This is a genomic window from Acidovorax sp. GW101-3H11, assembly GCF_001633105.1.
GTDB lineage: Bacteria > Pseudomonadota > Gammaproteobacteria > Burkholderiales > Burkholderiaceae_C > Acidovorax.
This window is the reverse complement of record NZ_LUKZ01000006.1, coordinates 23,066-37,141: the sequence shown is the minus strand read 5'-3', so window position 1 is coordinate 37,141 and position 14,076 is coordinate 23,066. Positions and strand designations below refer to the sequence as shown.

Below are 14,076 nucleotides of genomic sequence, written 5' to 3'. Positions count from 1 at the left end.
TCGTTCGTCATGGAATTCAGCGGGTCACGATGGATGCAGGCGCCTCGGGCTTGCGGTGGAAACGCACGCGCTTGAGCCACAGCTGCAGCGCGTGCCAGTGGATGCGGGCAATGATGGCCAGCGTCATGGCGGGATAGCCCCAGAGCGCCTGGCGCAGGGTCTGTGGGGTGATGGCTTGCAGGGTGCCGCTCACGCTGGTCTGGATGAGCGGGCCGGTGTCGTCGTCGTGGTCAATGCGGACCACGGTGCGGCCTGCATCCTGCGCACCAACTTCGGTGCGCATGAAGCGGAAGCGGTAGCCGCCACTCACCGCGCAGAACGGCGACACATGGAACACCTTGCGCGCCTGCTGTTCCACGCCGTACTGCGGCGCGTCCAGCAGGTAGCAGTGGCGCTCGCCAAAGGTGTTGTTCACCTCGACCACGATGGCGCGCAGGTGGCCGTCGGCGTGGTGGCAGTACCAGAAGCTCACCGGCTTGAAGGTGTAGCCCAGCACACGGGGGTAGCAGTGCAGCCAGACCTCGCCCGTGGCGTCGGTGATGCCTTCGGTGCGCAGCAACTCGTCCAGCCAGGCCAGCGCCCCGCCCTGCGCGGCGCTGCGGCCATCGCCGTGGTCCACGTCATGGAAGCTGATGGCGCCGCTGCGGTTTACGGCCAGCGAAGTGTGGGCACCCGACAAGCTGCGCATGGGCAGCATCAGGAAAAACGTGGGGTAGGCAAACGCATGCCGCCGGGGCCGCAGCCGCGTGTGGCGCACCTGGCCGAAGCCGATCAGGGGCGCTGCGGTGGGGGCCGGCGCGTGGCTCACGCAGCCTCCGCCAGGGGGGCTGGCAGGGCTGCCAGCAATTGCTCGGCCACGGCCAGGCCAGATTTGAGGCCATCTTCGTGGAAGCCGTAGCCCGTCCAGGCGCCGCAGAACCAGGTGTGCTGCTGCCCTTGCAGCTTGCCCACCTGCTGCTGGGCACGGATGGCGGCCATGTCGAACACCGGGTGGGCGTATTCGTAGCTGCCGATCACGTGCTCGGGCGCAATGTCGCGCACCGGGTTCAGCGATACCACCACGGGTTGCGCAAAGGGCACGGGCTGCAGCTGGTTGATGAGGTAGTGCAGGCACACGCGGGCCGATTCGCGGCTGCGCTGCTGCGCGCGCTCGTAGTTCCACGCAGCCCAGGCGGCGCGGCGCTGGGGCAGCACGGATGTATCGGTGTGCAGCACGGCGCGGTTGGCCTGGTAACGGATGGCGCCCAGCACGGCGCGCTCCTGCGTCGTGGGCTGGGCCAGCAGCGCGAGCGACTGGTCGGAGTGCGTGGCCAGCACCACCTTGTCAAAGTGCTCGGTGTGGCCTGCGGTCACCACGCGCACACCGGCGGCATCGCGTTCGATGCGGCGCACGGGGGTGGAGAGGCGCTTGTCGGCAATGCCCGCCACGATCTTGTCCACGTAGTGGCGCGCGCCGCCGGACACCGTCCACCACTGCGGCCGGTTGCTTACCTGGATCAGGTCATGGTTGTGGCAGAACCGGATCATGGTGGCCACAGGGAACTTCAGCATCTGGTCGGTGGGGCAGCTCCAGATGCAGCCCAGCATGGGCAAGAAGTACCAGTCGCGGAACGCGTCGCCAAAGCGGTGCTCGCGCAAGAAATCAGACAGGGGCTGGGCCAGAGCCGCCTCTGCCTGCTGCTCGGCAATGCGCGTGCACAGCTTGTTGAAGCGCAGCAGGTCGCGCAGCATGCTCAGAAAGCGCGGGTTGACCAGGTTGGAACGCTGGGCAAACACGGTGCTGAGGTTGGTGCCGCTCCATTCCAGCGCGCGGCCACCGCCCAGGGCTGCGGGCACTTGCACCGAGAACGACATGTCGGATTTGGCCGTCTCCACGCCCAGCTCGGCCAGCAGGCGGATCAGGTGCGGGTAGGTGCGCTCGTTGAACACCAGAAAGCCGGTGTCCACGCCATGGGTGACGGGGGTGCCCGAAGCGTCCGGCAGCGTCACATCCACCGTGTGGGTGTGGCCGCCGAAGTAGTCGCCCGCCTCGAAGAGTGTGATGTCCGCCTGGCCGCGCAGCTGGTGCGCGACCGACAGCCCGGAGATGCCGGAGCCGATGATGGCAATTTTCATGACCGGCTCCCACTGGCCGGTGCACGGAATAAAAAGGTTGCGAAGCGTCCCGAAACGAATAAGAGAGGGAGGGAGGAGAAGCGCTCCAGGAGGTCAGTCGGAACCCAGGGGCCCGAAAGGCTTCGCAACGTTAAAACTGTACGCCGCGCAATCGTCTTGCGCAATGGATAGAGTGGTGCCATTTCCGCGAAGTTCCAGAACCCGCCCGGATTTTTTTTAAAGAAACGTAAAGAAACCATGGCGCTCACCGGGGGACGGGTCGGGCCAGTTGCTGTTCGATGGCCCGCACCAGGCCCTTGTTGTCGGGGCTGGTCAGGCTGGAATAGTTGTCCACCACCTGCCCATCCCGCCCCAGCAGGTACTTGTGGAAGTTCCAGCGCGGCGCGGTGCCCGACAGCTGCGCCAGCTGCTGGAACAGCGGCGAGGCTTCGGGGCCTTTCACGCTGCTCTTGGCGAACATCGGAAATTTCACCCCGAAGGTGTTTTCGCAGAAGTCCGCGATCTCCTTGTTGCTGCCTTTTTCCTGGGCAAAGTCGTTGGACGGGAAGCCCAGCACCACCAGGCCCTTGTCCTTGTAGCGCGCATACAGCTCCTCCAGTCCCTTGTACTGGCCGGTAAAGCCGCAGAAGCTGGCCGTGTTGACCACCAGCACCACTTTTCCGCTGTACTGGCACAGCGACTGGGGCTTTTCGTCCTGCAGGCGCGGGAAGCTGTGCTGCAGCGTGGCCGGGCAGCTGGCGGGCGTATCGGCCGCCTGGGCGGCGGGCGCCAGCCACAGCCCCACCGCGAGCAGGGTGGCCAGAGAGAAACGGCGAGACAGTGTGTTCATGGTGTGGTGTGCGGCAGGAGGGCGATGGGGCAATTTAACCGCTTCATTATTTTTTGTCCACATTAGTTTTTATTTGTACTGAGTGGTATACGCAGTATCCCCGCGTTTGGATTCAGATTTCCGACATGGCGGCATGGGCAGACCTGTCCGCCGTGCGCCCAGCGGCCCGTCAGGCAGGCGCACGCAGGCCATGCCCGCAAGGCGCAGGGCCGGCGGGCAGAGCAGAGAAAAGGGGGGAAGGAGGAGAGAAACGGCTGGCCACACCCGGCACACCCGGGGTGCGGCCAGCGGTCAGACCATCTGCAGCAGGCGGTCGAGCGAGAGCTTGACCCGCACATCCTTGAAAGCCACCACGCCGGTGATCTTCCAGGGCGGCATGCCCGTGTCGCGCGGGATGGGCTCGCCCGTGGGCATGCCGTCGCGGTTGGTCACCACGGCCACCTTGGGCGTGGTGGCGGTGGTGCCCCGGCGGATGACCACGCCCACCTCGCGGCTGGCCAGCCGCACAAAGGCGCCCGGCGGGTACACACCCAGGGTCTTGACCAGTGCCGCACCGGCTTCGTCGGCCTGCTGCTCTTCGTCGTAGTAGCTGGCCTGCATGGCCGCCGTGACCGGCATGGGCCAGCGGGCGGCGCGGGGCGCGAGCCGGGCGCCGAAGATGTCGGCACGCTGCACCAGGCGCGCCATCTGCTGGGCCTCGGTTTTCTTGTCCAGCGGGCCGGGGGTGCGGTGGTGGTGGCAGCGCACCGCCTCCAGCCACACCGGGTCGGCCACGCCCAGGTGGCGCAGCAGTGCCTCGGAGCGCGCGGCGTGGTTTTCCACGGCGGCGATCTGCGCAGCGGTCAGCGGGTGGGTCTGCTGGGCCAGCTGGTCCTGCAGCTCGGTCATGGCGATGTTCATGCTGAGGGCGGCATGCCCCACCTGCTGCACCCGGCCTGCAGGCCAGCGCAGCATCTCGCGCGCCACCACCATGCACACGCAGCTCACCAGCATCGAATGCGTGGCGCTGTACATGCGGGTTTCCTGGGCCGACAGGTAGATCAACGCCAGCAGGGTGGCGTCGGGCGTCTGTTCGCAGTGGCGCACCAGCTCGTCGTGCAGCGCCTGGAAGCGCCCGCTGAAGTCGCTGGGCGAGGGCGCACGCAGCAGCTGCGTGGCGCGCAGTTGCAGCTCCGGCCAGTCCGCCTGCGCCCGGGCCGCCGCGGCGCGGTCCCGGCTCGCTGACTCCTCGGCGGCCTTCATCTTCATCGAGGCGATCTCGCCCAGGTTGGTGTCGGCCATCAGCATGCGCTGCAGCTGGGCCAGGTAGGCGCGGTGGCTGTCGCCCGACTCGTCGGTGTCCACACACAGCTGGCGCCCCCGAGCCACCATCTTGGCCAGTTCCTCGCGGGTGCGGATCACATAGCCTTTTTGGGCCAGCAGGACGCCGTCGGAGCCCCGCAGCACAAAAGGCAGCGGGTGGCCGAGCTGGATGGATTCGATGTTGAGGCTGACGAGGTTCATGGTGCTCGTTACATTATCCAACGCTTACCCACCCGCCAAAGCCGTTGCCTACCGGGTGATTTCCCGGCTTTTCTGCCAAAGGAAATCCCCCCAATGTAAGCACCTGCTCTCAGTGAGTGGCAGGGGGCGTCTCCGGGGTGGGCGACCCCCCCGGCGCACGCACCGGGTGCAGCCCCCGCAACCGCCGCAGCATGCGCCCGAACCACTGGCCCAGGTCGTCCACGCTGGTGAACACCGGCGGGATCACCAGCAGGCTCAGCAGCGTGGAGGTAATCAGCCCCCCGATCACCGCCACCGCCATGGGCGAGCGGAAGCTCGCATCTGCCGCGCCAAAGCCAATCGCGATGGGCAGCATGCCCGCCCCCATGGCCAGCGTGGTCATGATGATGGGGCGCGCACGCTTGTGGCAGGCGTCGATGAGTGCCTCGAAGCGCGTCATGCCATGCTCGCGCCGCGCCAGGATGGCGTATTCCACCAGCAGGATGGAGTTCTTGGTGGCAATGCCCATGAGCATGATGAGCCCGATGAGCGAGGGCATGGAAAAGCTCTTTTGCGCCACCAGCAGGCCCACAAACGCGCCCCCCAGCGACAGCGGCAGCGCCGCCAGGATGGTGACCGGGTGCAGGAAGTCCTTGAACAGCAGCACCAGCACGATGTAGATGCACAACACGCCGGTGAGCATGGCCAGGCCGAAGCTCGCAAACAGCTCGCCCATCATCTCGGCATCGCCAATCGTGATCTGGCGCACGCCCGGCGGCAGGTTCTGGATGGAGGGCAGGGCCGCGACGGCCTTGGTCACGTCGCCCAGGGGCTGGCCCGAGAGTTCGATCTCGAAGTTCACGTTGCGCGCGCGGTCGTAGCGGTCCACCACGGCCGGGCCGCCGCTGAACTCCAGCGTGGCCACCTGGCCCAGCATGACCGGGCCTTTGCTGCCCTGCACCGGCAGGCGCTCCAGCAGCGCGAGGTCCTTGCGGGCATCGTCCTGCAGCTTGACCACGATGGGCACCTGGCGCGAGGCCAGGTTGAGCTTGGGCAGTGACACGTCGTAGTCGCCCACGGTGGCGATGCGCAGCGTCTCGGCAATCGCGCTGCTGGTCACGCCCAGGTCGGCGGCGCGCGCAAAGTCGGGGCGCACCGCGATCTCGGAGCGCACCAGGCTGGCGGTGGACGAGACACTGCCCAGGCCAGGAATGGTGCGCAGGTCCTTCTCGACCGCGAGCGCGGCCGTGGTCAGCGCCTGCGGGTCGTCGCCGGTGAGCACCAGCACGTATTTTTCGCCCGAGCCGCCCAGGCCCACCTTGCTGCGCACGCCGGGCAGGGTTTCCAGTGCGGCGCGGATCTGGTTCTCGATGCCCTGCTTGCGCGGGCGGTCGCCCCGCTCGGCCAGCAGGATGGTGAGCGTGGCCTTGCGCGTCTCGGCGTTGGAACTGCCCATGAACGGGTCGCCCCCGGCCGTGCCGCCGCCAATGGTGGTGTAGACACTCTTCACATGGTCCACCCGGGCAATGCGCTCGCGCGCGTCCTCGGCCGCCGCGCGGGTTTGCGACAGCGTGGCGCCGGGGGGCAGCTCCAGGTACACCTGGGTCTGCGAGTTGTCGTCGGGCGGGATGAAGCCCGTGGGCAGCAGCGGGATCAGCGCCAGCGAGCCGATGAAGAACGCCGCCGTGCCGATGAAGGTGATCCAGCGGTGCTTGATGCACCAGGCCGCCCAGCGCAGGTACACCGTCATCCAGCGCGGGTCCTTGTGCTCGTCCACGATGGGCTTCAAGATATAGGCCGCCATCATGGGCGTGAGCACCCGCGCCACCACCAGGCTGGCGAACACCGCGAGCGAAGCCGTCCAGCCAAACTGCTTGAAGAACTTGCCCGCAATGCCGCTCATGAACGCGGTGGGCAAAAACACCGCGATCAGCGTGAAGGTGGTGGCCACCACGGCCAGGCCAATTTCATCGGCGGCTTCCATGGCCGCCTGGTAGGGCGTCTTGCCCATGCGCAGGTGGCGCACGATGTTCTCGACCTCCACGATGGCGTCGTCCACCAGGATGCCCACCACCAGCGACATGGCCAGCAGCGTGATCACATTGATGGAAAAACCCAGCCAATACATGCCGATGAACGCCGGGATCACCGACAGCGGCAGCGCCACGGCCGAGACAAAGGTGGCGCGCCAGTCGCGCAGAAAGAGCCACACCACCAGCACGGCCAGCAGCGCGCCTTCATACAGCAGGTGCATGGAGCCGTCGTATTCCTCCTGCACCGGCAACACGAAGTTGAAGGCCTCGGTGATCTCCAGATCGGGGTGCTGCGCGCGCATCTCCTGCAGCGCCACCTGCACGGCGGCGCCCACTTCGACCTCGCTCGCACCCTTGCTGCGCGCCACCTCGAAGCCCACCACCGGCTTGCCGTTGAGCAAGGCCATGGCACGCGGCTCGGCAATGGTGTCGGACACCGTGGCCACCTGGTCCAGGCGGATATGCCGCCCGTCGGACAAGGCCAGCGTGAGGCCCGCCAGCTCCTGCGCCGACTGCACGGTGGCCAGCGTGCGCACGGGCTGCTCGCTGCCGCCCAGGTCGGTGCGGCCGCCTGCGCTTTCGGTCTGCACCTGGCGCAGCTGGCGCGACACATCGGCCGCCGTGGCGCCCAGGGCCTGCAGCTTGACCGGGTCCAGGGCCACATGCACCTCGCGCTGCACGCCGCCCACGCGGGTGACCGCGCCCACGCCGCGCACGGTGAGCAGCTTCTTGGCCACTGCATCGTCCACAAACCACGACAGCGCCTCGTCGTCCATGCGGGTCGAGGCGATGGTGAACGCCAGCACGGGCTGGGCGGCCAGGTCCATCTTGGTCACGATGGGGTCGCGCACATCGCCCGGCAGCTCGCCGCGCACACGCGCCACGGCAGAGCGCACATCATCCAGCGCCTCCTGCGTGGGCTTTTCCAGCCGGAACTCGGCCGTGATGGTGGCCCCGCCGTCCTGCACCTTGGTGTAGATGTGCTTGAGGCCCTGCAGCGTGGCGATGCTGTTCTCGATCTTGCGCGCCACATCGTTTTCGAGCTGCGCAGGCGATGCACCCGGCAGCGCCACGGTCACCGAGATCGTGGGCAGGTCGATGTCCGGAAAGTTCTGCACCTTCATGGCATTGAAGGACAGCAGGCCGCCGAAGGTCAGCAGCACAAACAGCATCAGCGCCGGTATCGGGTTCTTGATGGACCAGGTGGATACATTCATCCGATTGCTCCTCAATTGATAGCATTCAGCGCTTTACCATCGCGCGGTGAAGGCTGTTTTTGCTTTGAATCTCCCACGGCGGACGTCTGCACGGGCGCACCGGGGGTTGCAGGGGCTGCGGCCACGCGCACCAGGTCGCCATCGTTGAGGAAGCCCGCGCCGCGCACGGCCACCGAGGCCTTGGCGTCCAGGCCCGCGAGCACCTCCACGCGGTCGGCCACGCGACGGCCTGCCTGCACCTTGCGCTGCTGCACGCGCTGCTCGGGCCCCACCACAAACACGTACGAGAAACCATCGCGCACCACCAGCGCCTCTTGCGGCACGGTGAGTGCATCGCTGCTGCCCAGCGCGAACTCGCCGCGCGCAAACATGCCCGCACGGAAGTCGGCGTTGGCGGGCAGGTCCACATACACCAGCGCATTGCGTGTCTGCGGGTCCACCGTGGGCGCGACCATGCGCACCGTGCCTTCGGCCGTGGCGCCGCTGGCCGCCGTCACGCTGACCTTGGCGCCCGGGGCAATGCGGCCCAGCTCGGTGGAGGTGACTTCGGCGCGCCACTCCAGGCGGCCCTTGCGCACCATGCGGAACAGCTCGGTGCCCGCGCCCACCACCGCGCCCACCGTGGCCGTGCGGGCCGAGATCACACCGCTGTCAGGCGCCACCACCTGCGTGTACTTCAGGCGCAGCTGCTGCGCGTTGAGCGTGGCCTGGGCCGCCTCCACCCGCGCCTGGGCGGTCTTCTCGGCGGTGGTGAACTGCTGGATCTGCTGCTGGCTCAAGGCGCCCGTGGCCTGCAGCGCGCGGGCCCGGTCGGCGTTGGCGGCAGCCTCGGCTGCATTGGCCTGGGCTTCGAGCAGGCTGGCGCGCACCTGCGCCACATCGGCTTGCACCGTCTCGGCCGAGAAGGTGGCCAGCACCTGGCCGGCCTTGACCACGTCGCCCACGTTCACACGCACATCGGTCAGGCGCAGGCCATTGCTCTCGGCGCCGATGCTGGCCTCTTGCCACGCGGCCACATTGCCGTTGGCAGCCAGGCGCACGGGCACGGCTGTGCGCTGGGGCTGGGCCATGCTCACGGTGAGCGCGGGGCGGGGCTGGCCCGTCTTGGGTTCATCGGCTGCGCGCGATGCGCCGGAGTACACCAGGGCGCCCCCCGTGGCCAGCACACAGGCGGCGATCACGGCGAAGGCGGTGGCAGAAAATTGAAAGCGTTGCGTTGGCATGTTGTCTATCCGTTCATCCAGTCGGTGTCAGGAAAAGGAGGTCGGCGATCGGCCTGGCCCCCGGGGGTTTGTTCAGCGTGCAGCGGTGGCTGCCGCAGAGGGAGCGGCCGTGGCGACGGCCGTCTGCCCGTCCCAACCGCCACCGGCAGCGCGGTACAGCGCGATCCAGGCGGCCTGGCGTTCGTGCTGCAGCGCGACCAGCGCGTTCTCGGCGGCAAGCGAGGTGCGCCGCGCGTCCTCCAGCTCCACCAGGCTCGCCAGCCCGCCGCGCCAGCGCGCCTCGGTCGCGTCGAACGAGGCGCGGTAGCCCTCGGCCGCCGTGCGCGCGCTGGCGTTGCGCTCGGCCGTGCTCTGCAGCCGCACCAGCGCCTGCTCGACCTCGCTCACGGCCTGGCGCACCTTGGCGCGGTACAGCGACGCGGCCTCGTCGTAGCGGGCCTGTGCGGCGTCGGTCAACGCAGCACGCCGGCCACCGTCAAACAGGGGCACGCTCAGCGCCAGCGGGCCAATGGTCCAGGTGTTCAGGTCGGTCGTCACGCCGTTGGCGCGCACCCAGGCGCTGCCCACCGAGCCGCTGAGCGACAGGCGCGGGTAGCGCTGCGCCTGCGCGCTGCCCACCTCGGCACTGGCGGCGGCCACTTCGCGCTCGGCGTTGTACACGTCGGGACGCTGGGCCAGCACCTGGGCGGGCAGCATGGCAATCGCAAACAGCGTGTCGGGCGCTGCCGCCACGGGCGCGGCCAGGCGGGTGCGCAGGGTGGGTTCCTCCCAGCCCGTGAGCGCCACCAGGGTCTTCATGTCCACATCGCACAGCATGCGCTGCTGCGATGCGCGGGCCTGGGCCTCGGCCGCACTCGCGCGTGCCAGGGCGGCTGTGGCAGGCGCAGTGAAACCTGCACGCTCGCTCAGGCCAGACAGGCGCGCGGTCTCGCCGCGCGACTGCGCATCGCGCTCGGCCACCTGCAGTTGCGCCAGGCAGGTGCGCAGGCTGCTGGTCTGCTGCGCCACCTCGGCCGCCACGCTCACGCGCGCCTCGTGCCACAGCGCCTGCGCGCCCGCCAGCCGCTCATCGGCGGCGGTCTTGGTGGCGCGGTTCGCGCCAAACAGGTCGATCTCCCAGCTCGCCTGCAGCCCGGCCTGCGCCGTGGTGGCCACGCGTGCCAGCTGCTCGTTCAAGCCCCGGCTGGCGCTGGCCTGCGCATCCAGCGACGGCAGCAGCGCGGCGCGGCTGCTGACCTGCGTGGCGCGGGCCTGCACCAGGCGTGCCTGGGCCTGGGCAATGCCGGGGCTCACGGCCTGGGCAGCGTCGATCAGCTCGACCAGCAGCGGGTCGCCCAGCTGGGTCCACCACCGGGCCATGTCGCCCAGCGAGCCCTGGTGTGGCAGCGGGGCCTGCCAGGCCACGGGTGGGGCTGCGGGCACCTGGGCAGGTGGCGCGGTGGTTGCGCAGGCGCCCAGGGCCAGGGGCAGCCAGGCCGCCCACGCCCATCGGCGGATGCGCAAGGTCGTGCTCAATGTCATGCGTTGGATTCCTTTTTGTGCGAAGTCCTGGAAGCACGGCGCGCGGGCCCTTGTGTGGCCTGCCGCCGCGTGATTTCCCCGTGCACCATGCTCAATGCATAGCCGGTGAGCCGCTCCACCCACTGGTCCACCGCCGCCGCTGTCGCCAGCTGGGGGGCAATGGCCTGCAGGGGGTCGCGCTGCGTCCACAACTGCATGATCAGACCCGCCAGGGAGAAGGCGAGGCGGTGCATATCGTCGTCCACCCCCGAGACACCCATGTGTCGGCCCAGGACCTGGATGAGTGCCATGTGGGGGGCGCGGCACTCACGTTCGATGAGTTCGGGCCAGACATGGGTGGGGTCCAGCAGCTCGCGCACATGCAGGCGCAGCGACTGCGTCACCAGGTCATCGTGCTTGAGGGGCTCCAGAAAACCCGCGAAGTAGTGGTGCAGCGCGCCCGCCAGGTCCAGCGCCGGGTCGGCAAACACCGGGATCAGGTCGCTGCCGCTGCCAAAGGGCTCGTAGAACGTGGCGGTGTAGAGCTGGGCCTTGTCGCCAAAGTGGTAGGCAATGGCCGCCACATTGGTGCCCGCCGCCTGGGCGATGGCCCGCACGGAGGTCTGGGCAAAGCCCTTTTCAGAAAAGAGCTGCAGCGCAGCCTGCAGCAGGCGCGCACGCGTGTCTTCGCCGTCGCTGCGGGCCGTGCGCTGGGAGGCGGGAATGATGGAAGGGGCACCGGAACTCATGGCCCCGGATTAAACCACCAGAATTCAAACAGTTGTTTGAATTAATGAATTTTTCATGAAGCGGTGCCGCACCGAGATGCAACCATTTGTCACCGCCAAGCGCCTGTGCAAAAAGGCGCTATGCCTCCGCGCCAAACACCGCCCGCCACAGCGCCAGCACGGCATCGCGCTCGGCCTGCAGCGCGGGCGGGGTCACCTGGGTGGGGGCTTCGTCCAGGCGCGCCACGTGCTGCACGCGGCGCAGCTCGCGGTACGCGTCGGCGGCCGCCATGCCCACACCGGCAGGCAACAGGCCCACCTGCTCGGCGCGCTGCAGCAGCGCAATGTTGCCCACGTTGCCGCGCAGCTCGGGGTGGGCCGCCGACTGCGACAGCACCAGGTACTGCACGGCGAATTCGGCATCCACCATGCCGCCCGTGCTGTGCTTCACATCGAAGCGCCCGGCGGGTGCGGGGTGGGCCGAGCGCACCCGCTCGCGCATGGTCGCGATCTCGCCCTGCAAGGCCAGCGGGTCGCGGGTGGAGGTGATCACAGCCTCGCGCACGGCGTCAAACCGCGCCCGCAAGGCCTCGCTGCCCATCACAAAGCGTGCCCGCGTCATGGCCTGGTGTTCCCAGGTCCAGGCGGTGTTGCTGCCGCGCTGCTGCTGGTAGTTGGCGTAGGCCTCGAAGCTGGTCACCAGCAGGCCCGAGTTGCCGTTGGGCCGCAGCGCGGTGTCGATCTCGTACAGGTCGCCTTCGCCGGTCTTGACGGTGAGCCAGTTGATGAGCTTGCGCACAAAGGCCGCGTAGACCTCGGGGGCGCGCTCGTCGTCGTCGTCGAACACAAACACGATGTCGAGGTCGCTGCCGTAGCCCAGCTCCTTGCCGCCCAGCTTGCCGTAGCCAATGATGGCGAACTGGGGTTCGTCGCGGTGGCGGTTCTTGAGACGGCTCCAGCACCACTGGCTGGTGATGCGCAGCACGCTGTCGGCCAGGGCGCTGAGGTCGTCGGCCACCTGCTCCACGGTGATGCGGCGCTCCACATCGCGCGCCAGGGTGCGGAAGGTTTCGGCGTGCTGCGCGCGGCGCAGCAGGTTGAGCAGGGTTTCGTCGTCGTCCTCGCCGGTGGAGCGCAGCGAGGCCAGGCGCATGGCCAGCTCGCGCTCGAAGTCGGCCACCACAAAACGCTCGGACAGCAGGTGATCCCCCACCAGCTCGTCGATCACGCCCGGGTGCTGCAGCAAATAGCGTGCGGGCCATTTGGCGGCGCCCAGCAGGTGCAGCAGCTGTTCGTGCACAGAAGGGCGCTCCAGCAGCAGCGCCAGATAGCTCTCGCGGCGCAGCAGGGGTTCGAGCCAGTTGGCCAGGCGCACGGCGGCCTCTTCGGTCACGCGGCCTTCTTTCAGCCACTGCGCGGTGCGCTGCACCAGGCGGAACAGGCGGGCGCGCGCCTCGTCGCGCAGGCCCTCCACACGCGGGTGGCTGCGCCATTCGGCCACACGCTCGCGGAAGCCGCCGGGCAGTTGCTCCAGCAGGGCCTCCAGCTCGGGCGGTGGCGGCGCGGCAGCGCGGGGGCCACCACAGCCGCCGCCGTTGCATTGCTTTTTGCCCGCGCCGCCCAGCAGGGTGTCGAACTCCTGCGCCACCAGCTCGCGGTGGGCGTCCAGCTCGTGCAAGAACGCGCAGCAGTCCTTGAAGCCCAGGGTCTGGGCGATCCAGGCCAGGTCGTCGTCGCGGGTGGGCAGCACATGGGTCTGCTGGTCGTCCAGGTACTGGATGCGGTGCTCGACCCGGCGCAGGAACACATAGGCCTGGGCCAGCGCGTCGGCGGTTGCCTGGGGCATGAGGCCTGCATGGGCGAGTCGCTGCAGGGCATCGAGCGTGGGGCGGCGGCGCAGCTCGGGAAACTGCCCGCCGCGCACCACTTGCAGCAGCTGCACGGTGAATTCGATCTCGCGGATGCCGCCGCGCGAGAGCTTCACGTCGTTGGCACGCTCGGGGTGGCCTGCACTGCGCTTGGCGGCATGGTCGCGAATCTGGCTGTGCAGGGAGCGCAGCGCATCGAACACGCTGTAGTCGAGGTAGCGGCGGAACACGAAGGGCAGCACCACCCCGCGCAGCGCCTGCACCTCGGGGCTGCCGATGCTGTCGCGCGGTGCCACCACGCGGCTCTTGAGCCACGCGAAACGCTCCCATTCGCGGCCCTGGATCTGCAGGTATTCCTCCAGCGCCGCCAGCGACACCGAGGCCGGGCCCGAGTTGCCGTTGGGGCGCAGCGCCAGGTCCACACGGAACACAAAACCATGCTCGGTGGTATCGCCCACCAGGCTGTAGATGGCCTTGACGGCACGCGCAAAGTATTCGTGGTTGGAGATGCGGCCCCGGCCACCCTCCGCGCCCGCCGTTTCGCCGTCGTGCTCGTACACGTAGATCAGGTCGATGTCGCTGGACACATTCAACTCGCGGGCGCCCAGCTTGCCCATGCCGATGATCCAGAGCTGCACGGGCTGGCCCTGCGGCCCGCAGGGTGCGCCATGGCGCTCATCCAATTCGCGGCGGGCGTGACGGCAGGCGCGGTCCAGGGCCAGCTCGGCCAGTTCGGTCACGGCCCGGGTGATGTCGGCCAATGGGGCCTGGGCCTCGCAATCGAGCCGGATGAGCCGTTCCATGACCAGCTGACGCAGCATGCGCAGGGCGGTACCGGTGTCGCAACCCCGGGCGCACAGCGCGTCGTAGGCCTGCTCCATGGTGGCCAGCACCGGAAAACCGGGCGGCAGCAGGGCCAGGTCGCCCGCGTAGCGGCGGTGCAGGCGCTGGTAGAAGCGCGAGTGTTCGGCCAGCGGCCCCTCGGGGAAGGGCTGGCTGCAGCGGGGGTCAGAGGACGGTGCGGTCATGGTGGACAAGGCGCGGGAAACCCGAGGCTGCGTACTGAGTTTGTAGTGAACCC

Annotated in this window: 9 protein-coding genes; all 9 read right to left on the bottom strand. The window is 68.6% G+C overall.

Features of this window, described 5'->3' with window-relative positions; genetic code table 11:
* Window positions 1–16: 16 nt before the first annotated feature.
* Window positions 17–808: a DUF1365 domain-containing protein gene (locus tag A1D30_RS04865; protein ID WP_063459671.1), complete on the bottom strand. Its 792-nt coding sequence runs from the start codon at window positions 806–808 to the stop codon at window positions 17–19.
* Window positions 805–2,115 carry an FAD-dependent oxidoreductase gene (locus A1D30_RS04860; protein WP_063459670.1) on the bottom strand — a complete coding sequence of 437 codons (1,311 nt, stop codon included), beginning with the start codon at window positions 2,113–2,115 and terminating at the stop codon, window positions 805–807. The genes A1D30_RS04865 and A1D30_RS04860 overlap by 4 nt, the downstream gene beginning before the upstream one ends.
* A gap of 244 nt (window positions 2,116–2,359) precedes the next feature.
* Window positions 2,360–2,944 (bottom strand): glutathione peroxidase, encoded by a 585-nt coding sequence (locus A1D30_RS04855; protein WP_063459669.1) that lies wholly within the window; start codon window positions 2,942–2,944, stop codon window positions 2,360–2,362.
* A gap of 291 nt (window positions 2,945–3,235) precedes the next feature.
* Window positions 3,236–4,447 (bottom strand): hypothetical protein, encoded by a 1,212-nt coding sequence (locus tag A1D30_RS04850; protein WP_063459668.1) that lies wholly within the window; start codon window positions 4,445–4,447, stop codon window positions 3,236–3,238.
* Between the two features lie 109 nt (window positions 4,448–4,556).
* Window positions 4,557–7,676, bottom strand: a complete 3,120-nt coding sequence (locus A1D30_RS04845; protein ID WP_063459667.1) for an efflux RND transporter permease subunit — start codon at window positions 7,674–7,676, stop codon at window positions 4,557–4,559.
* A gap of 11 nt (window positions 7,677–7,687) precedes the next feature.
* Window positions 7,688–8,899: an efflux RND transporter periplasmic adaptor subunit gene (locus A1D30_RS04840; RefSeq protein WP_063459666.1), complete on the bottom strand. Its 1,212-nt coding sequence runs from the start codon at window positions 8,897–8,899 to the stop codon at window positions 7,688–7,690.
* Window positions 8,900–8,971: 72 nt separating this feature from the next.
* A complete protein-coding gene (locus A1D30_RS04835) occupies window positions 8,972–10,420 on the bottom strand; it encodes an efflux transporter outer membrane subunit (protein WP_063459665.1) in 1,449 nt (482 codons plus the stop codon).
* Complete coding sequence (locus tag A1D30_RS04830) at window positions 10,417–11,148, bottom strand: CerR family C-terminal domain-containing protein (RefSeq protein ID WP_063459664.1); 732 nt, start codon at window positions 11,146–11,148, stop codon at window positions 10,417–10,419. Before A1D30_RS04830 ends, A1D30_RS04835 begins: the two co-directional genes overlap by 4 nt.
* Window positions 11,149–11,266: 118 nt before the next feature.
* Window positions 11,267–14,023 (bottom strand): bifunctional [glutamate--ammonia ligase]-adenylyl-L-tyrosine phosphorylase/[glutamate--ammonia-ligase] adenylyltransferase, encoded by a 2,757-nt coding sequence (gene glnE, locus A1D30_RS04825; protein WP_063459663.1) that lies wholly within the window; start codon window positions 14,021–14,023, stop codon window positions 11,267–11,269.
* Window positions 14,024–14,076: the final 53 nt, after the last annotated feature.

Bases quoted from the DNA above. Each gene is read 5' to 3' on its own strand.
- A1D30_RS04860 (WP_063459670.1), bottom strand. From the start codon at position 2,115: ATGAAAATTGCCATCATCGGCTCCGGCATCTCCGGGCTGTCGGTCGCG.
- A1D30_RS04855 (WP_063459669.1), bottom strand. From the start codon at position 2,944: ATGAACACACTGTCTCGCCGTTTCTCTCTGGCCACCCTGCTCGCGGTG.
- A1D30_RS04850 (WP_063459668.1), bottom strand. From the start codon at position 4,447: ATGAACCTCGTCAGCCTCAACATCGAATCCATCCAGCTCGGCCACCCG.
- A1D30_RS04845 (WP_063459667.1), bottom strand. From the start codon at position 7,676: ATGAATGTATCCACCTGGTCCATCAAGAACCCGATACCGGCGCTGATG.
- A1D30_RS04840 (WP_063459666.1), bottom strand. From the start codon at position 8,899: ATGCCAACGCAACGCTTTCAATTTTCTGCCACCGCCTTCGCCGTGATC.
- A1D30_RS04835 (WP_063459665.1), bottom strand. From the start codon at position 10,420: ATGACATTGAGCACGACCTTGCGCATCCGCCGATGGGCGTGGGCGGCC.
- A1D30_RS04830 (WP_063459664.1), bottom strand. From the start codon at position 11,148: ATGAGTTCCGGTGCCCCTTCCATCATTCCCGCCTCCCAGCGCACGGCC.
- glnE (WP_063459663.1), bottom strand. From the start codon at position 14,023: ATGACCGCACCGTCCTCTGACCCCCGCTGCAGCCAGCCCTTCCCCGAG.